The 17,843-nt window shown below is 42.4% G+C and carries 20 protein-coding genes; 4 read left to right on the forward strand and 16 right to left on the reverse strand.

What is annotated here, in order from left to right; all coding sequences use genetic code 11:
* Positions 1–10: 10 nt before the first annotated feature.
* The 6 genes from ACOZ9X_RS17520 to ACOZ9X_RS17545 form a co-directional block, all read right to left on the reverse strand.
* Entirely contained in the window at positions 11–562 is a 552-nt protein-coding gene (locus ACOZ9X_RS17520) for a F0F1 ATP synthase subunit delta (protein ID WP_423419320.1), read from the reverse strand.
* Positions 559–1,077 (reverse strand): F0F1 ATP synthase subunit B, encoded by a 519-nt coding sequence (atpF, locus tag ACOZ9X_RS17525; RefSeq protein WP_144696913.1) that lies wholly within the window; start codon positions 1,075–1,077, stop codon positions 559–561. The genes ACOZ9X_RS17520 and atpF overlap by 4 nt, the downstream gene beginning before the upstream one ends.
* A gap of 112 nt (positions 1,078–1,189) precedes the next feature.
* Complete coding sequence (atpE, locus tag ACOZ9X_RS17530; RefSeq protein WP_066244772.1) at positions 1,190–1,402, reverse strand: F0F1 ATP synthase subunit C; 213 nt, start codon at positions 1,400–1,402, stop codon at positions 1,190–1,192.
* Between the two features lie 83 nt (positions 1,403–1,485).
* A complete protein-coding gene (gene atpB / locus ACOZ9X_RS17535) occupies positions 1,486–2,196 on the reverse strand; it encodes a F0F1 ATP synthase subunit A (protein ID WP_066398943.1) in 711 nt (236 codons plus the stop codon).
* Positions 2,197–2,202: 6 nt separating this feature from the next.
* The gene (locus ACOZ9X_RS17540) at positions 2,203–2,589 is read right to left on the reverse strand and encodes an ATP synthase subunit I (protein WP_423419321.1); all 387 of its coding nucleotides are present in this window, start codon (positions 2,587–2,589) and stop codon (positions 2,203–2,205) included.
* On the reverse strand, positions 2,586–2,810 hold the full coding sequence (locus ACOZ9X_RS17545; RefSeq protein ID WP_066244770.1) for an AtpZ/AtpI family protein: 225 nt from the start codon (positions 2,808–2,810) through the stop codon (positions 2,586–2,588). Before ACOZ9X_RS17545 ends, ACOZ9X_RS17540 begins: the two co-directional genes overlap by 4 nt.
* A 291-nt stretch (positions 2,811–3,101) precedes the next feature.
* Between ACOZ9X_RS17545 and ACOZ9X_RS17550 the strand changes: the two genes are divergently transcribed.
* Complete coding sequence (locus tag ACOZ9X_RS17550) at positions 3,102–3,527, forward strand: DUF3889 domain-containing protein (RefSeq protein WP_423419322.1); 426 nt, start codon at positions 3,102–3,104, stop codon at positions 3,525–3,527.
* Between the two features lie 280 nt (positions 3,528–3,807).
* On the opposite strand, the gene upp is transcribed toward ACOZ9X_RS17550, so the two are convergent.
* From upp to glyA, 4 genes are all read right to left on the reverse strand, one after another.
* On the reverse strand, positions 3,808–4,437 hold the full coding sequence (gene upp / locus ACOZ9X_RS17555; protein WP_137791119.1) for a uracil phosphoribosyltransferase: 630 nt from the start codon (positions 4,435–4,437) through the stop codon (positions 3,808–3,810).
* Between the two features lie 408 nt (positions 4,438–4,845).
* The gene (locus ACOZ9X_RS17560) at positions 4,846–5,496 is read right to left on the reverse strand and encodes a class F sortase (RefSeq protein WP_423419323.1); all 651 of its coding nucleotides are present in this window, start codon (positions 5,494–5,496) and stop codon (positions 4,846–4,848) included.
* 70 nt (positions 5,497–5,566) lie between these two features.
* Positions 5,567–6,928, reverse strand: coding sequence for a copper amine oxidase (locus ACOZ9X_RS17565; protein ID WP_423419324.1), 1,362 nt, complete (start codon positions 6,926–6,928; stop codon positions 5,567–5,569).
* A gap of 184 nt (positions 6,929–7,112) precedes the next feature.
* Positions 7,113–8,348 (reverse strand): serine hydroxymethyltransferase, encoded by a 1,236-nt coding sequence (gene glyA, locus ACOZ9X_RS17570; protein ID WP_423419325.1) that lies wholly within the window; start codon positions 8,346–8,348, stop codon positions 7,113–7,115.
* Positions 8,349–8,536: 188 nt separating this feature from the next.
* Between glyA and ACOZ9X_RS17575 the strand changes: the two genes are divergently transcribed.
* On the forward strand, positions 8,537–8,992 hold the full coding sequence (locus tag ACOZ9X_RS17575; protein WP_423419326.1) for a hypothetical protein: 456 nt from the start codon (positions 8,537–8,539) through the stop codon (positions 8,990–8,992).
* 16 nt (positions 8,993–9,008) lie between these two features.
* Here the strand turns inward: ACOZ9X_RS17575 and ACOZ9X_RS17580 are convergent, their stop codons facing one another.
* Positions 9,009–10,553, reverse strand: coding sequence for a gluconokinase (locus tag ACOZ9X_RS17580; RefSeq protein WP_425590825.1), 1,545 nt, complete (start codon positions 10,551–10,553; stop codon positions 9,009–9,011).
* A 172-nt stretch (positions 10,554–10,725) separates the two neighbouring features.
* Here ACOZ9X_RS17580 and ACOZ9X_RS17585 point away from each other — a divergent pair, with 172 nt between their 5' ends.
* The gene (locus ACOZ9X_RS17585) at positions 10,726–11,193 is read left to right on the forward strand and encodes a GNAT family N-acetyltransferase (protein ID WP_423419328.1); all 468 of its coding nucleotides are present in this window, start codon (positions 10,726–10,728) and stop codon (positions 11,191–11,193) included.
* Between the two features lie 235 nt (positions 11,194–11,428).
* Here ACOZ9X_RS17585 and ACOZ9X_RS17590 read toward each other — a convergent pair whose 3' ends face one another.
* The 4 genes from ACOZ9X_RS17590 to ACOZ9X_RS17605 form a co-directional block, all read right to left on the reverse strand.
* Complete coding sequence (locus tag ACOZ9X_RS17590; RefSeq protein ID WP_423419329.1) at positions 11,429–12,001, reverse strand: TIGR01440 family protein; 573 nt, start codon at positions 11,999–12,001, stop codon at positions 11,429–11,431.
* 42 nt (positions 12,002–12,043) lie between these two features.
* Positions 12,044–12,484 carry a ribose 5-phosphate isomerase B gene (gene rpiB, locus ACOZ9X_RS17595; protein WP_423419330.1) on the reverse strand — a complete coding sequence of 147 codons (441 nt, stop codon included), beginning with the start codon at positions 12,482–12,484 and terminating at the stop codon, positions 12,044–12,046.
* 108 nt (positions 12,485–12,592) lie between these two features.
* A complete protein-coding gene (locus ACOZ9X_RS17600) occupies positions 12,593–13,201 on the reverse strand; it encodes a low molecular weight protein arginine phosphatase (protein ID WP_423419331.1) in 609 nt (202 codons plus the stop codon).
* Positions 13,202–13,499: 298 nt separating this feature from the next.
* On the reverse strand, positions 13,500–14,042 hold the full coding sequence (locus ACOZ9X_RS17605) for a manganese efflux pump MntP family protein (protein WP_260858738.1): 543 nt from the start codon (positions 14,040–14,042) through the stop codon (positions 13,500–13,502).
* A gap of 196 nt (positions 14,043–14,238) precedes the next feature.
* Between ACOZ9X_RS17605 and ACOZ9X_RS17610 the strand changes: the two genes are divergently transcribed.
* Positions 14,239–16,458 carry a PAS domain S-box protein gene (locus ACOZ9X_RS17610; protein WP_423419332.1) on the forward strand — a complete coding sequence of 740 codons (2,220 nt, stop codon included), beginning with the start codon at positions 14,239–14,241 and terminating at the stop codon, positions 16,456–16,458.
* 274 nt (positions 16,459–16,732) lie between these two features.
* On the opposite strand, the gene ACOZ9X_RS17615 is transcribed toward ACOZ9X_RS17610, so the two are convergent.
* Positions 16,733–17,788: an L-threonylcarbamoyladenylate synthase gene (locus ACOZ9X_RS17615; protein ID WP_423419333.1), complete on the reverse strand. Its 1,056-nt coding sequence runs from the start codon at positions 17,786–17,788 to the stop codon at positions 16,733–16,735.
* Positions 17,789–17,843 lie beyond the last annotated feature (55 nt).

A 17,843-nucleotide genomic window follows, 5' to 3' on the forward strand; every position in this document is an offset into this window, starting at 1 on the left:
CCCTATCCTCTCAGCTTCCGTTAGAAGCTAATTGACGTTCCATTCGATTCAACTTTCCGCTGATGCTTCCGTCAAAAATACGGTTGCCAATGCGGATCTTAATTCCTCCAACAAGAGAAGAATCTACAATATTATTAATGCGCAACGCTCTTTTGCCGACTCGGGCAGCAAACGTTTGCTCCAACTTCTGTATCTCTGAGTCTGATAAAGGACGTACAGAATATACATTTGCGTCGGCAATGCCTTGTGCTTCATTTGCTAATTCAATGAACTGCGCTGCCATCTCTGTGATGTATGTGTAACGGTTACGGTCTACCATCAGATAGATCGTGTTCATTACAGCTGTAGAAAGTTCAGCTCCAACGCTCTCTTTGATCAAAGCTTTCTTTTGATCTTTTGATACTTTTGGATGTGATAAAACTTTTTGAAGCTCTTTGTTGAGCTCCAGTACGCTCTTCACAAGACGCAATTCTGAAACTGTATCTTCAAGTTTCGTAACACCAACTACTTCAAAAAGTGCTAATGCATAACGTTTTGCTACGATTGCTTGATCTTTGCTCATCGAGACTCGCCTACCTCTTGAAGGTATTCGTTAATAAGCTTCTCCTGAGAGCTCTCATCAAGTTCTTTTGCAATAACTTTAGAAGCGATCTTAACGGATAGAGCAGCAACTTCTTGACGAAGTGTAGCAACTGCTTTTTCTTTTTCAGAAGCGATCTCAGCTAATGCAGCTTCTTTTACACGCTCAGCTTCATCACGAGATGCTTTAATGATTGCTTCACCTTGTGCTTCGCCTTGCTTTTTAGCATTGTCGATAATAGACTTTGCTTCTTCTTTCGCTTTCTTTAACTCAGCAACTTGAGTCTCAAGATAGCTTTTAGCTTCTTGACGGGATTTTTCAGCCGCATCAATTTCGCTGTTGATATGTGATTGGCGCTCCTTCATGATTCCCATTAAAGGGCCCCATGCGAATTTACGCAATAATACTAGTAGGATTAAAAATGCAGCTAATTGGTAAAGGATATCACCTGTGTTCAGGCCTCCACCTGCAGCAGCACCTAGAATTAAGTTTTGCACACCATTTCCTCCCTTCAATCAATCATACATAAGGAATGGCGAAGGGTAGTCCCTTTACGGAAACTTGCTTCGCCATTATAGAAATCGTAATAAACAGTGGTTGTTTTAAGGATTAAGAACCAAGCGCGATGAACGCGATAACCACACCGATGATTGGAAGTGCCTCAACTAATGCAACCCCGATGAACATTGTTGTTTGAAGAGTACCACGTAGTTCTGGTTGACGAGCGATCCCCTCAACTGTACGTCCTACGATTAAACCGTTACCAATACCAGCACCAAGTGCCGCTAGACCTACCGCGATTGCAGCTGCAATAAGATTCATGATAAAATTTCTCCCTTCTAAATTCCCTTAAAGTTTTTATGAAAATGGGCTTCTTTTTATAGAAGCTTGATATTTCCTAAAGATTAGTGATCGTGACTTACTTTATGTGCCAAGTAAACCATTGTTAGCATCGTGAAGATAAATGCTTGGATTGCACCAACGAATACCGAGAAGCCTTGCCACACGATTAGTGGGAAGATTCCAAGTACGCCAGCAAAAATACCCATCTTAGTCAAACCTACCAATAGACCTAAAAGCATCTCACCTGCGAAGATGTTACCGTAAAGACGAAGACCAAGCGTTAATGTGTTCGCAAACTCTTCAATAATCTTTAGTGGGAACAAGAACTTCATCGGCTTGAAGAATTCAGCTCCATATTCCTTGACCCCTTTCATTCTCACACCGTAATAGTGTGATAGCGCCACTACCATAACTGCTAGAGTCAAGGTAATAGTTGGGTCTGCAGTAGGGGATTTCCACCATAGATTATGGTCGACTACTACTGCAAAAGGTAATCCCAGCATGTTGGCAACGAAAATATACATGATTAATGTAAGTCCTAAAGCTAAAAAGCGTCCGCCCGTATGCCAATCCATTGTGCTGTTGATGATTCCTTTTACGAAATCGACTACCCATTCAAGGAAGTTTTGCATTCCTCCTGGTCGCATTGACAGGGTTCGAGTAGCGAGTACCGCAATAAGGAAAACAATAACGGATGAAACTGTGATCATCAGTACGTTTGACAGGTTAAATGTCAAACCTAGAAAATCTCTTGTAACTGCACCATGTTCCACCTATGTTCACCTCTTTTCCTTTGGAGTACGTGTAACTTGAGTTAGTGAATCTATTAACATGATAATGTAGACTGACATCAATCCCACTACCACACTTAATAAATGAAAATGTTCCGGGTATTTCATCGCGATGAGCACCGCTAACCCTGCAAAGAGGAGCCTTGAAAGTGAACCGAGTGTTTTCACTCTTTTCTGCTGAATCACTGCTTGTCCCATGCGGTCGATCTTTGAATACATGCTCCAAAGATTGTAGAAACTAAACACAGTTCCTAGAGCTAGTCCTAAAAAGATAGCTTTGTAAGGAGTGACAGCATAACCGACGAAAAAAAGAGAGAGAAGATATAATGTGTACTTTATGTATTTGAAAAACACCGATTTGTACTCATTCATCATTGCCCGTCCCCTGAAAACTTCGATATTAAGCGGATCATCCCGTAAACACCTGTTCCAAGACCTAGAAACAACCCGATGATAAGGAAGATTGGAAATTCATTGCCGACTTTCTCGTCCAGCCATTTCCCTCCAAAAAGTCCAACTAAGATACATCCAACAAGCTGAGAAAGAATGCCAGACATTAAAGCCATCGCTTTATAAGGGCGTTTCCCGTTGCTCATATCGTATGGACTCCTTCCTTCTGGAAATTTGGTAATAATTTTCTTGAAAACCCTTGTAAACACAAGAATGTAAACCTTACCATATTCCCTTTGTAAGAATACAATAGTGACATTTCTATGTCAACGACTTACGGGACGGTTTATTAAATAAATTGTGGAAATTTTGTGGCTTGTTTCAATGGTTTATTATTCACTTTGTTTACTACTTCTGCCTGCACTTTCCATATTCCTGAATAAATCACCCCATTTGATAAATACTTACATTAAATATATGGAAGGAGCTTGTTCGACATGAAACAAAAAATATTTATTTTCTTTGCGTTGACCGGAATTTTGGTAGCTGGCGGCTGCATGAACAATGACAAAAAGCCTTCAGAAGAATCTACAGATATGAGAAATAATGTGGAAAACGATCGTACAAAACCACTAAATGTTCAGTATAACGACCAGACCCCGTCAGAAGATTTAAATTCATCTGTGACACAAAAAGACTATGCAAAATGGGGCAAGATGGCTCTCGCTGAAACGAGGAAAAAATATCCGAACAGCAGAGTAAGTGATTATCAGTACGATACGCGGAACATCAGTCCTGACGGCACGATCTCCGATTATTTTGACTTCACGGTGTATCAACAAGATAAGAAGCATCTTGTAAAAGTTGGCGTAATGCATGATGACAACAAGCTTATTGATATGAAGTTCGAGGAAATGAATTAAATAAACGTTAAGTGCGGGCTGACGAATGTCAGCCTTCTTTTTCGGTTTTACGGTACGTGTTCTTTTATTTATTACACGTTCGCGCACTAGACCATGGGTTTCGCTCGGTTGAGCAGAGTTTTCGCTCAGTTTGATCTCCGTTTCGCTCAATGAAGTCTGGTTTTCGCTCACGTTTACCTGCTTTTCGCTCACAACGAAGATTTAGTCCTTTTTACGAACAAAAAAACTGCCCCGAAAGAGGGTTTTCACCCGCGATCAAGTCAGTTTTTTTATCTACTGCTTATTTAGTTCCGAATAAACGGTCTCCAGCGTCGCCTAGACCTGGAACGATGTAGCCATGGTCGTTTAATTTTTCATCAAGTGCTGCTAAGAAAATATCAACATCTGGGTGCTCGTCTTGAATTACTTTAATACCTTCTGGAGCTGCTACTAAACACATCAGCTTAATGTTTTTCGCGCCGCGTTTTTTGATTGATTCAATCGCTGCTGCTGCAGATCCGCCTGTAGCAAGCATCGGATCGATCACGATAAAATCACGCTCTTCTACGTCAGAAGGAAGCTTCACATAGTATTCGATCGGTGTTAATGTTTCAGGATCACGGTAAAGTCCAACATGTCCAACTTTTGCTGCTGGAATGAGTTTAAGGATTCCGTCTACCATTCCAAGCCCTGCACGAAGGATCGGTACTAGCCCTAATTTTTTCCCAGCGATCGTTTTCATAGTTGCTTCAGCAACCGGCGTTTTCACCGTTACCTCTTGCAATGGAAGATCACGTGTAATTTCAAAAGCCATAAGCCCCGCTACTTCATCAACAAGCTCACGAAATTCTTTCGTACCCGTACGTTCGTCTCGGATGTATGTTAATTTATGCTGAATTAACGGATGATCAAGGACATATACCTCACTCATGTTTTAAGCACCTCTCCTTATGTAACATTTATTTTCGTTCAAAAAGCATCTCTAGCATTGTACAGAAAAACAACCTTCACTTCAAGGGAAATCAGCACAGAAGAGCTAGTTTTATGCCTCCAAATTTTACATATAAACTCTTCTACTACTATTCCCTGAATCTAAAGGTGAAATCCTGAAAAACTTTATGTTTATCCTAGCTTAGTGGAGCCGAAATTGAATTTACTGTCCAGTTCTTCAATAATACTGTCGGCTTTTCGAAATTTACTGTCCACTTCCGTAATAATACTGTCCACTTTTCACCATTTACTGTCCACTTCGCCATAAATACTGTCCACTCATTATCTCCGCACAACAAAAAACACCCACTCGACCGAATGGATGCTTTCAAATAATGATAAAATTTTCTTACTCATCCGCTTTCAACTCGGTATAAATAACCAACCTTTCTTCATGTGTGCCTTCATCTCGATTAAAGTTACCGGTACATGTGATCAAGTTCAGCTTGCTGCCATACGAATAGTCGAATATTTTATCGACAGGAGCTGTTTTTCTGTCGTATTTTTCTTTTCCTGTTACTTCAAATTTGAGCGTTTTGCCGTCTTTGTCTTTAACGATCACTTCATCGCCTTTTTCAAGGTCTTCTAGCTTATAAAATACAGCTGGACCTGTTTTGCTGTCTACATGACCTGCCATGACAGCGTTCCCTGGGGACCCAGGCTTTGCACCGTCTTCAAACCAGCCAACGGTATCCATTCCTTCAGGAACACCCATCTGACCATTTTTAAGCCTGCCGACTTTTTCGATGGTTGTGTTGATATCCAGTGCTGGAATTTCGATGGTGGAAGGTGTAACTCCTTCCATATCTGCTTTTAGTTTCAATCCTTCAGGCGGTGTTAGCTCAGTTGATGAAGAGGCCAATTCCTCTTTCCGTTCTTGCTTTTTCACGGCTTCAGCAGGTTTATTGGCAGCTTCACTTCCGCCATCCCCTTGGCCATTTGAACAGCCACTTATCATCAGGACAGCGAGCAATATACCAGCTAATTGTTTTTTCATCATAAAAACCTCCTTTCCATCTCTTGCAGATAGAAAAGATGGAGGACACGTAGGCCCTCCACTTTTTACCTTATTAGTTGTTTGAAGCTTTTTTACGAAGAATCATCGCTGTTGTAGCAGAAGCTAAGATCAATCCGAACAAGCTCCAAAGGATAGCGTCATTTGATGTTTGGCTCATTCCGCCCATACCTGTTTTCGGCATATCAGATGGCTTTTGGCCTGCAAACTTGTCTGGGAATTGATCAACGATCGCACCAGATAAAGATTGTCCTACTCCGAACATGTGAGCATAAGCTTCAGAGATGTTCTTGTAAGCTGCTGGATAATCTTTTCCTGTATAGCTGTTAAAAGCAGCTAGTAATTGATCGATGTGTACTTTTAATCCTTCTTCTAAGTCAGCTGCTTTTAGGCGTCCTTCTGTAGCCGTATCTAAGAATTTCGCTTGTTCCATTCGATACTCATCAAGTTCAGCGATCGCTTGCTTTTTGCCATCTTCATTCTTTTCTGCAGTTGCTGTTACATAGTCAACGAAGTAACCGATATGGCTGCTCCAGATTTCTTTAAACTGCGCTGCTCCTTCTGCACCATATACAGATTCTACTGCTGCTGTGATGTCATCTGTATTTTCGCTCAGTTCAGCTGCCGCTGCTTCAAAGTCTTTGGCACCATCAATTCCTTTTTGCATCGTTAATGCCGCCAACGCTGCGTGTGCTGAGAATACACTGTTCAAGTCAGCACGAAGATCAGCTGCAGGTGTATCTACTGATTTGTTTTCAAACTTGTCAGGGAACTGATCTGTGATCGCCCATGAAAGACCTTTACCTGTCATGAACATGTGATGCATCGCTTCAGAAATGTTGTCATACGCTTTGTCGTAATCCCCTGTTCTGTAGCTTTCAAACGCCCAGATCAGTTGATCGATGTGTACTTTCAACCCTTCTTCTAGATCTTTCGCTTTTAATCGGCCTTCAGTTGCCTTATCAAGGAAATCCGCTTGCGTTACACGGTACTTATCCAATTCCGCTAATGCTTGCTTTCTTCCTTCCTCGTTGTTTTCAGCTGTTGCTGTTACATAATCTACGAAATAGCCGATGTGGCTGCTCCAGATTTCTTTAAATTGATTTCCAGCTTCTTCTCCATAAACAGATCCTACCGCTTTTGATAGAGCTTCTGTATTTTGGTTCAGCTGCCCTGCTGCTGCTTCAAAGTCTTCTTTTCCGTCAATTCCTTTTTGCATAGCTACTACAGCTAGGAATGCATGCTCTGAAAGTAGAGTATCCAATGAAGCACGAAGATCAATGGCTGGATTTGAAACTTCGGCAGACATATGGCCTTTGCTGTGACTTTCATGACCATGTGCATTGGCCACTGAGAATGTAGGTATTAATAGAGAAACACTTAACGGTACTGCTAAGAGTGCTTTTTTCATTTTCATTTGGAATCTCTCCTTTTTTGTTTTTTACACTTAGCTAACGGAGAGAGTTTTTATTTGGATCACTTTTTTTAAAAAAAGTTTTTGTTATTTTGTCGAACCTTTGAAAAATGTGATTGTCTATCGTCTAAATCGGTATAAAAAAGCTCCTCTAGCCAGCTGGCTAAAGGAGCTCTAAAATTTTATTTTATTCGTACAACTTATACTTCCCAGCTAGCTTCTCAACACGCGCTTCCGCATCTTTCAACACCGATTCGTCCTCGATATTTTTTAACACGGACGCCATGATCGAAGCGATCTCGTCCATATCTTCTTCAACAAAGCCGCGTGATGTTACCGCTGCAGTCCCGATACGGATACCGCTCGTTACGAACGGACTTTCTTTATCAAACGGAATCGTGTTCTTGTTTACAGTGATTCCGATATCATCTAATGCTTTTTCAGCCACTTTTCCTGTTAACGCAAGTTCACTCACATTGATCAGAATCAAGTGATTGTCGGTACCTTCAGAAACAAGAGTGATGCCTTCTTTTTTCAAAGACTCCGCTAAGCGTTTCGCGTTCTTCACGATCTGCTTTGCGTAGCTTTTGAACTCATCTGTTAATACTTCCCCGAAGGATACCGCTTTTGCTGCGATAACGTGCATCAAAGGACCGCCTTGGATGCCTGGGAAGATTGATTTATCAATTTTTTTCGCGAATTCTTCTTTACAAAGAATCATACCGCCACGAGGGCCGCGAAGTGTTTTATGTGTAGTGGTTGTTACAAAATCTGCATAAGGAACTGGATTTTGGTGAAGGCCTGTTGCAACAAGTCCAGCGATGTGGGCCATATCTACCATTAGGTAAGCTTCAACTTCATCAGCGATCTCGCGGAACTTAGCAAAATCAATCGCACGCGGATACGCGCTCGCTCCAGCTACGATCAGCTTTGGACGGTGCTCTAGTGCTTTTTGACGAACATCTTCATAATCAATAACATTCTTCTCTGCATCTACGCCATATTCCACAAAGTTATATTGAATACCAGAAAAGTTAACGGCACTTCCATGTGTTAAGTGACCGCCATGAGAAAGGTTCATACCCAGAACGGTGTCGCCTTGCTCGAGGATTGTAAAGTATACAGCCATGTTTGCTTGTGCACCTGAGTGAGGTTGAACGTTAGCGTGCTCAGCACCGAAGATTTTCTTCGCGCGGTCTCTCGCTAGGTTTTCAACTACATCCACGTGTTCACATCCGCCATAATAGCGTTTGGACGGGTAGCCTTCTGCATATTTATTCGTAAGTACAGAGCCTTGAGCTTCCATTACGGCTTGACTTACAAAGTTTTCAGAAGCAATCAATTCGATTTTCGTACGCTGGCGGTGCAATTCATCCATGATGGATTGGTAGACTTCTTGATCAGCTGTTTTCAAATGGTTCAATTTCGCTTCCCCCTTACCTTATGTGAAAAATTGATTATGATTGTAACATACCCCTCTATCTTACACGTTACGACTATAAGTTGTAAGAGGAAATGCACAAGTGTGAAAATTCATTTTATTTAAAAGGGATGAACATGGTATGATGATACATAATAGAGAGAGAGCTATTTATAAGGGGTGTTAACAACATGATAAAAAAGTGGTTTGGAGCGAGTCTCCTTATTCTTGTACTAGCTTTGGCTGGCTGCAGCGAGGAAAAAGCAAAGCCTGAAGCAAAGGAGAAAGTAGAAAAAACAGATAACGAAGATCAAAACACAACAGATGATCTGGCTGGTCAACAAGCTGAGATCATTAAGAACATGGAAGAAAAAGCCGTTCAATTAGATCCAAAAGCGCTTGAAGCAGATCCAAAAGCGTACGAAGAAAAAATCGTTAAGGCAACTGGAAAAGTTTTAACGGATAACGAAAAAGGAATGGGCTCAAGCTTTGAGTTACAAGTTGGAGAAACTAAGTTTAGAGTGATGAACTTTACAATGGGAAGCGGCTATGAAAAAGGTACCGAGGTCACAGTATTCGGTAACGTAAAGACCGGTAAGGATGCTAAGACTGGTCTTCCGCTGATCAACGCCACATATATCAACTAAGAAACAAAGAGCGGAATCATTTCCCGCTCTCTTTTTTATGTTTATTTTGAAAATCGTGAAGGGCTTTGTATTGCGTCTGCATCGTGTCTGATAGAGACTGATAAAGGTGAAACAGTTCTTCGTAGATTGTCTGATAATCAGGATTAGGCATGATTTCTTCGTACTGTTTCGTCTCAACAGGCGCTTCTTCTAGCGTATCTGTTTCACCGATCGCGTATCGACCGAGCAAGACCGCACCTAAGCATGAACTCTCCGTATGTTCAGGTATACTCACTTTCGTTTGAAAAATATCTGCTAAGATCTGTTTCCAAAGAAGCGAGTTCGTAAAGCCTCCAGTTGCAAAAATCTTCACTTCCCTGTTTCCTACTTGACTCTTGATGAGAGAGTAAACACTAAACAGGTTAAGAATCGCTCCTTCGAGCACCGCGCGCACCATATGATTGTGATTATGTCGAAGTGTTAGACCAATAAACGATGCTTTTGCCTGTGCATCCCACAATGGCGCTCGTTCTCCGGTTAGATAAGGAAGGAATATTAAACCTTCTGAACCCGGCTGAATCTGTTCAGCATCTCTAGACAGCTTTTCATAAGCCGCACTTTCTTCCTCTTTTTGCAAAGTATCATGAATCCATTGAAACGCGATACCTCCATTGTTGACCGGTCCACCTGACACCCAATGATTTTCTGTAAGAGGGTAACAGAATGTGCGGCCATCTGTATCTAGGATCGGTATCGCTGAAGTGGTTCGAATCGCACCGCTTGTTCCGATCGTTACCGCAATATCTCCAGGTGAGATCGCGCCGACACCAAGGTTAGACAACGGGCCATCCGTTGCACCAATCACCACTTTTACAGAGGAATCAAGCCCTGATTTCTTCGCTAGAACGTCAGACAGCTCTTCCCAGTAAAAGGTGGTCGGCTGAAGGTTCGGAAGTTTTTCTGATGTGACATCTGCAAGTTGCAGCCCTTCTTCATCCCACTTTTTAGTATGCATGTTCCAAAGACCTGTTGCCGCAGCCGATGCATGATCCGTCTGCCACTCCCCAAACCAGCGAAACAGTATGTAATCTTTAATGCCAACAAACTTTTCTGCCCTTTGAAAAATATCGGGATGTTCGTTTTTTAACCACTGCAATTTAAAAAGTGGTGTCATCGGATGCAAAGGGACACCTGTCCGTTTATAAAGTTCCAGCGCAGTTTCACTATAATCTGATTTAAAAGCTGCTACGTACGGTTCACTCCGGATATCTGCCCAAGTGATGCTGTTCGTTAGTGGCGTTCCTTCTGAGTCCACTGCAATCATAGAATGCATAGCTGTGCTAAAAGAAATAAAACCAATTCTATCTGCTAGATCTCCACTTTTTCGCACCGTTTCTCTTAGCGATTCATTTACTGCTTCATAAATTTCATCCGGCTTCTGTTCGGCAGCCCCTGGCTCTTCCGACAGCAACGGGTAATTTTTCGAGTGATGAGCGACAGCCGCCCCTTTTTCATCAAAAAGAACAACTTTCGTACTCGTTGTACCAATATCTATTCCGATCGCATAATTCCTCAAGATCACTTTCTCCTTTCACATAAAAAAGGAAGCAGCTCTAGTATGCCCTTCCATAACAACACATGATTCTACATCGCCTTTTTTATCATACTATTCAGACCAGAAAGAATCACTTAATATAGATGTAAAATGAATGCTTCCTTTGTTAAGGAAACCAGATTAGAGGAGATGGATAACGATGGCTAGTTTTAGAGTTCGCCCTGTTATAGTAGATGATTTGGAACAGTTGAAGGGTCTGATGCATCGTTACATTGTTGATTTTTATAAAGGAAAAACTCCTGAGGGATCAAAGTTGGATGATCATATCAAGCATCTGCTTTCTTCAGATGAAGCAGGGACTCAGTTTGTTGCTGAGACAGAAGATGGCAGATTAGCAGGATTCGCAACACTATACTTTTCGTTCAGCACGACCCGGTTGCAGAAAATCGCCATATTGAACGATCTTTTTGTGGATGCTGATTTTCGTGGTGCTGGTTTAGGGGAGAAGCTTTTTCTGCATGTTCTTGCATATACGAAAAAGGAAGGCTACGCGTACATGACTTGGCAAACAGCGATTGATAATACGTCTGCTCAAGCACTTTATAAGAAGATGGGCGGAAAAAACATCAATTCAGAGTGGATTCACTACGAGATTGAACACAACTAGGCAACTTGGAAGACATTCAAGCTTTCTTAAAGCTTAAAAAGTAAATTCATAAGTAATAATTCTAGAAATTTTGCCAATAATTCAGCGAGTTTCGGCATTATTCCGGCGAAATATCTCATTAATACGGCGAGATTTAGTCATAAAGCGGCGAGTCTACAAATTTCGTCATATTTCGACGCAGCTGTTCACACGATAAAAAGAGAAAAAAGCCCTCACCAAGAGGGCTTTCTACGAATTAAAAACAACGTATGTCTTCTTTACTCGGATACACTGCACGTTCGCCGCCGATTAACTTCGGACGGGTCTTCGCCAACGTCACGTGTGCGGCTCCGACCTTTTTCACTTCACTGCGAACCGGCACAGCAACATGCTTCAAGTGCATGCCGATAAAGGTGTCACCGATGTCGATGCCTGCGTCGGCTTTTATATATTCAACGATCACGGGGTCATTCATATGGTGGTAGGCGTGTGTTGCCAACGCACCTCCAGCTGATCGTGCTGGAACGACCCGCACTTCTTCATAGCCTCGTCGTTCAGCTTCTTCGCGCTCGATGACAAGCGCACGGTTCAAGTGTTCACAGCATTGCACGGCAAGTGCTACGCCAGTTTCTTCTTGAAACGCTAAGATACCTGAGTAAAGTGCACCAGCAGTATCCATCGTGCCTGATGTGCCAATTCGTTCACCAATTACTTCGCTCGTGCTTGCGCCTACTACTAATAATTGTGACGGTCTTAATTGTGCATGCTTTTGCAGATCTTGCAAAACATTCAGGACTTGGTCTTGAATTTGTTGGAGCTCATCGCTCATGAGATGGTCTTCCCTTCATTTTATGGGTTTATAGCATTTTAGCTATTGGCCTTCATATTGAGAGATTTTATCTACACGGCGACCGTGACGTCCGCCTTCATATTCTGTCGTCAGCCATACTTTAGCGATTTCGAGTGCGAGACCCGGCCCGATGACACGTTCACCCATTGCAAGTACATTGCTGTCATTATGCTGTCTTGTAGCTTTTGCGCTGAATAGATCATGAACAAGCGCACAGCGGATTCCTTTAACTTTGTTCGCTGCAATGCTCATTCCAATGCCCGTACCGCAGATTAAAATTCCGCGATCAGCTTCACCTTTGGCTACTTTTTCTGCTACAGGAATCGCATAGTCTGGATAGTCTACAGACGTGTCGCATTCACAGCCGACATCCTCCACTTGCATACCCAGCTCTTCAATCATGCTGATGATTTCTTTTCGTAATTCAACTCCGGCGTGATCTGATCCAATTGCTACTTTCATGTTGTGTGCACCTGCTCTCTCATACTTTTTTTCATTATATGCTCTCCAGATTACCCGTTCAATGTCACTGCTAGGCAATTTAGGACAGCCTTACCTCATTTTGTCTTACTACTTCTTGCTATCGTCTTTTTTCATTAATTTTTCAATAAGGACTTCAATCTCATCTCTTGTTTCTTGATAAAGATGAAGCGGTCCACCGAAAGGATCTGTAATGTCTAGAGAAGGTACTTCACTTTCTAACTTCATCCTTCTTTCAACGAGCGGCCTTACTTCCCTTTCAAACGCTTGTCTAACTTCTTCATCCGCAGAATCCTTGGACATGTATTGAAGCTTCAGCATCTCGATCTCTGTATAGAGCTCATAGATCTCTTCAATCTTCTTCTGCTCATCTTCGTCAAGAACATACTCTTTTAATGTATACGTCTTATTCACCGCATCTGGCCATCGTCCGACGAGCGCATGTTTATGGCTCTCGGTCATCGTTAAAATAATGTCAGCCCACTCGATCAAATAATCGGACACGCCTTGTGACTGATGACTTTCCTTAATACTTCTTTCCGAAAGAGCTTGTGTTGCATTCGAACTCATCACGGCACCGTTTCCAGCAAATACACCAGCTGATTTAACGTTGAACTTACCTTTTCCTTTTTTGCGTAAAATGGCTTCAGCCATCGGACTGCGACACGTATTGCCTGTACAAATAAATAAAACATTCATGGTGAATTCACCTCATATTCTATCTTTCCCTATTTTTCTATAGGTTAACGCTCTTACTAGTAAGTATATCATCGGATCATGGAATAAAAAATATAGAGAGTTTCTTACTTCTTTTGTCTGCCAGTACCACTGACTTCATTGACTAGTTGATTGGAGAGTAAGGTGCGAGACTCCTGGGGGATCCGCGGGACAGGTGAGACTATTAACAGCGCAAAGCGCTAATAGGCTCACCGCACGCCCCCCGGAAAGGGAGCACCTGAAACGGAAATCAACTCTTTCTTGCAGCATCTGCGTTTTTCTAGAACGGAAACAGGATCTTCACCCCAAAAGCAAGCAGGATACATCCGCCGAACGCTTCACCATAGGAGCCGAGCCACTTCTGTACTTTTTTTCCCATGATCAAGCCAGCCCACGTTAAGACCATGCTCATGAGACCAAACATCGTAATCGTGAGCCAGGTTTTTGCTCCATAGATACCTAGTGATAACCCCACTGAAAAACTATCTAAAGAAGCGCTGAGCGCAAAGACGAAGAGTCCGATGCCGATCGGCTGTACGAACGGTTCATCATCATTTGAGAAAGAGGACCGAATCATCGTAACACCCAGTATGACAAGGAGAATTCCACCTATGATGGCAGCTATACCACCAAAATGAACTGAGATCTGTTTGCCGAGCGTCATTCCGGCAAGAGGCATGAGCATATGAAAGATTCCTATCGTAATTCCTATTTTCATAATTTGTCTTATACGAAGTGATAACATCCCCATCCCTAGCCCGATCGAAAAAGCGTCCATACCTAGCGCAACTGACATAAATAACAGTGTCATCCATTCTCCCATGGTTGCCAAATACTTCCCACTCCCTTAACCATCATACTTTCAGACTATGCATGTCTACTTTTAAAAAGACTAAAAAACATACAAGCTGTTGAGAAGATGAAAAAATGGAACTCTTTACCGCTTTAGAGGAAGGGATAATGTGATTTATATCGTATATAAAAGGAAGTGAATCTGTACGTAAAGGAGAGGAACAAGCATGGTCCATAACGCATCGGCCATTACGGAAAATGAAAAAGACATGTGGCGATCGTCGCCATTCCCAACTGGCCTGTCACGCCAAAAAAGCATGACTTTTCGATGTATGAAACATAATGAAAACCTCATTATGACCGAGAGCGAAGGTGAACTGTTTGACTTGTTTGGCCTTAAACGGGAAAACGTAATTCAAAAAAGAATAGAAGACATCTTCCCTAAAGAAATTGCAGACTTTAAAAAAGAAATGTACGAAAGAGCGCTGAACGGAGAAAGTCTTACGTACGAATCCGAACTGAACGGCATTCCCTTTTTAGCTGCGATCGGTCCTATCTATAATGAAGGTGGAACCGTTTCTGAGGTTTATGGATTTTGTGTGGATCTCACAGAGAGAGTGTCTGTTGAGACTCAGCTTGCTGAGAGTGAACAGCGCTTCCGGTCATTGATGGACCATAACATCGATGCCTTGTTTTCGCTCGATCTTGAAGGCAAATTTACGACAGTCAATAAATCGTGTGCAACGTTGAGCGGTTATAGCGAGACAGAACTTTTGAACATGACGTTTAATCCGTTCATGATGCCTGACCAGAGAGCAACCGCCATCGATCAGTTTAAGGATGCGTTAAATGGGCATTCCAAAATGTACGAAACTCGTATACAGCAAAAGAATGGTGGAACGCGCCAGATTATGTTCACCCTTACTCCGATCATCGTACTGAATAAAGTGTTAGGTGTTTTCGGTATCGCGAAAGATGTAACCGCAAAAAGAGAGGCGGAAAAAGAACTACGTGAAACTAAGGATCTTCTAGAATCTGTTATCTATCATTCTAGTGATGCGATCTCGGTCGTTCACTTAACAGACTTCTCTGTAAAAGTGAACCCGGCGTTTGAATTTATATACGGATGGTCACAAGACGAGCTCACGAACCTGACTTCACATATCCTTCCCGTTGTTCCTGAGGATAAGGCAGCCGAATCTGAAAGACTGATGACCATCGTCAAACATGGCGGGTATGTAAAGGGTGTGGAAACTATCCGATTAACGAAGTCTGGCACACGGCTAAATGTAAGCCTTTCCTTAAGTCCGATCTATGGCGAGAACGGTGAAGTCGTGGCACTATCTGCGATCTCAAGAGATATCACAGATAAAAAACTAAAAGAAAAAGCATTAAAAGAAAGCGAAGAAAAGTATCGAATCATCGCAGAGAACACGACTGACCTAGTAGGTGTTGTTGACCTAGAAGGAAACGTTAAATACGTATCTCCTTCCAACCGGCTTCTTCTCGGCTTTGATCCGTCTCTTTATGATGGGAAAAAGATTCAAGGATTCTTCCACTCAGATGACCGGGCAAAAGTGAGAATGGCGATGAACGAGATGGTTCAAACTCAAAAGCCTGTGAAGTTCGAAGTGCGATGCAAGCATGCACATGGACACTGGGTAACCCTTGAAGCGAACGCGACCCCGATCGCAAACGATTCAGATCAGCCTGACTCGTTCGTTGTCGTAGCACGTGACTTGACCGAACGAAAAAAGACGGAAGAGATGTTAAGAAAATCTGACAAGCTCTCTGTTCTCGGTCAACTTGCTGCTGGTGTAGCACACGAGATTCGCAACCCGCTCACTTCGATCCGCGGATTTTTGCAGCTTTTGCAGTCAAGAGCCTCTGAGAACGAGGACTATTACGAGATCATGCTCTCAGAGATCGATCGAATCAACAGCATCGTCGGAGAATTTATGTTGCTTGCCAAGCCGCAAGCCATGAATTTTGTACAAACCGATCTTCGCCAATTGTTGCGACACGTCATCTCGATTCTTGATACACAAGCGATTCTTACAAATGTTCAAATCTATTTCGAGAGTGAACCAGATCTGCCAGAAATATGGTGTGTGGACAATCAGATCAAGCAAGTGTTTGTGAACATGCTGAAAAACGCGATCGAAGCGATGCCAACAGGCGGCTCTGTACATATTCATTTAAAGAAAGAAGGCGGATATGTGATCGCTTCTTTCATCGATCACGGCTGTGGTATTTCAGAAGAACGCTTGCCAACTTTGGGTGAACCTTTTTATACCACAAAAGAAAAAGGTACCGGCCTTGGGCTCATGATCTGTTACAAGATCGTAGAGAATCACCACGGTAAAATACTGATCAACAGCAAGATTGATGAAGGAACGACCTTCTCCATCCTGCTTCCGATTGATAAAAACAAGCCTGTGTCTTGAGTAGACGCAGGCTTATTTTTTGTATTTGAAGGCTTGATCTAGCCTCTGTTTGTCGAAAATCGTTTAAATAATTTTATCCGTGAAATTATTGGCTCTATCCGTGAATATATATTAAATTACCGTGAAAATATAATAGATTACCGTGAAATTATTTAACTTTATGATTTCCACTAACAAAATTTTCAATGCATACTAGATCAAACAGCCAATTTCAGCACTCTTTAAAAATAAAAAAGCCCTGACTCAACCAAAAACGTTGAATCAGAGCTTCATTCTATTCTTTTATGACATTCCCACCGGCCGATTTTTCCAATCTATTCATAATCGCAGCACCAACACCAGTTTTCGGGAAAACCTCTCCGAAAATTTGATCGACACCCGCTTCGTTAAACGCGCGTAACGCTTCGTATAGATGCTGAGCTACGGTTTCAGGGTTAGAACGATTTCCCGCTGGAATCACACAATCCGCTTTATAAACGCTAGCTCTTTCTTCTGTCGTCAGAATTCCAATCCGTTTTCCTGCTTCGCGTTCTTGATCAACAAGTCTCTGTAAAAATTCCACACTTCCATCCACAAGAACGAACGGCGCGTCAGGTGCATAGTGTGTATATTTCATCCCTGGCGATTTAGGCGCATGCTTCTCGTTCTCCAACCCCGGATCAACAATGACTCGCTCTGCACCAACTACTTTTTCAAGCTCTTCTAACGTGATTCCGCCAGGTCGTAAAATCGTGACAAGTTCACCTGTGCATTCAACAACTGTTGATTCTACGCCTACACCTGTTGAACCGCCATCCACAATGCCCGGAATCCTGCCTTTCAAATCTTCATAAACGTGCTGAGCTGAAGTGGGGCTTGGTTTTCCTGAAAGGTTAGCACTTGGTGCGGCAAGCGGAACATTTGATGCAGCGATAACAGCAAGAGCGATCTCATGGTCCGGCATCCTTATCGCCACTGTGGATAACCCTGCTGTAACTCTTTCACTAACGTTTTCACCTTTAGGTAGCACAATCGTCAATGGACCCGGCCAGAATGCGGTCATTAATTTTTGTGCGGTCTTTGAAACAGAAGAAACAAGCCCTTCTAATTGAGAAAGATCTGAAATGTGAACAATCAAAGGATTATCACTCGGTCTTCCCTTTGCTTCAAAAATGCGTTTGATCGCATCATCACTTCTCGCGTTCCCCGCCAAACCATAAACCGTTTCTGTCGGAATGGCTATTACTTCATTCTTATTTATCCACAAGGAAGCTTGAATAATATGTGGATGATTTTTAAGCGGATTTTCTGTTTTATCCACAGGCCAGCGTTCCGTCTGGAATGATTTCATGTGATAAATCCTTTCTATTACTCAGGTCAACCTTATATGGAAAGGTCGATAACAA

The sequence above is a fragment of the Fictibacillus nanhaiensis genome (assembly GCF_049537595.1).
In the GTDB taxonomy this organism is placed as follows: domain Bacteria; phylum Bacillota; class Bacilli; order Bacillales; family Fictibacillaceae; genus Fictibacillus; species Fictibacillus nanhaiensis_F.

Bases quoted from the DNA above. Each gene is read 5' to 3' on its own strand.
- ACOZ9X_RS17520 (WP_423419320.1), bottom strand. From the start codon at position 562: ATGAGCAAAGATCAAGCAATCGTAGCAAAACGTTATGCATTAGCACTT.
- atpE (WP_066244772.1), bottom strand. From the start codon at position 1,402: ATGAATCTTATTGCAGCTGCAATCGCGGTAGGTCTAGCGGCACTTGGT.
- ACOZ9X_RS17540 (WP_423419321.1), bottom strand. From the start codon at position 2,589: ATGATGAATGAGTACAAATCGGTGTTTTTCAAATACATAAAGTACACA.
- ACOZ9X_RS17545 (WP_066244770.1), bottom strand. From the start codon at position 2,810: ATGAGCAACGGGAAACGCCCTTATAAAGCGATGGCTTTAATGTCTGGC.
- ACOZ9X_RS17550 (WP_423419322.1), top strand. From the start codon at position 3,102: ATGAAACAAAAAATATTTATTTTCTTTGCGTTGACCGGAATTTTGGTA.
- upp (WP_137791119.1), bottom strand. From the start codon at position 4,437: ATGAGTGAGGTATATGTCCTTGATCATCCGTTAATTCAGCATAAATTA.
- ACOZ9X_RS17560 (WP_423419323.1), bottom strand. From the start codon at position 5,496: ATGATGAAAAAACAATTAGCTGGTATATTGCTCGCTGTCCTGATGATA.
- ACOZ9X_RS17565 (WP_423419324.1), bottom strand. From the start codon at position 6,928: ATGAAAATGAAAAAAGCACTCTTAGCAGTACCGTTAAGTGTTTCTCTA.
- ACOZ9X_RS17575 (WP_423419326.1), top strand. From the start codon at position 8,537: ATGATAAAAAAGTGGTTTGGAGCGAGTCTCCTTATTCTTGTACTAGCT.
- ACOZ9X_RS17585 (WP_423419328.1), top strand. From the start codon at position 10,726: ATGGCTAGTTTTAGAGTTCGCCCTGTTATAGTAGATGATTTGGAACAG.
- ACOZ9X_RS17590 (WP_423419329.1), bottom strand. From the start codon at position 12,001: ATGAGCGATGAGCTCCAACAAATTCAAGACCAAGTCCTGAATGTTTTG.
- rpiB (WP_423419330.1), bottom strand. From the start codon at position 12,484: ATGAAAGTAGCAATTGGATCAGATCACGCCGGAGTTGAATTACGAAAA.
- ACOZ9X_RS17600 (WP_423419331.1), bottom strand. From the start codon at position 13,201: ATGAATGTTTTATTTATTTGTACAGGCAATACGTGTCGCAGTCCGATG.
- ACOZ9X_RS17605 (WP_260858738.1), bottom strand. From the start codon at position 14,042: ATGGGAGAATGGATGACACTGTTATTTATGTCAGTTGCGCTAGGTATG.
- ACOZ9X_RS17610 (WP_423419332.1), top strand. From the start codon at position 14,239: ATGGTCCATAACGCATCGGCCATTACGGAAAATGAAAAAGACATGTGG.
- ACOZ9X_RS17615 (WP_423419333.1), bottom strand. From the start codon at position 17,788: ATGAAATCATTCCAGACGGAACGCTGGCCTGTGGATAAAACAGAAAAT.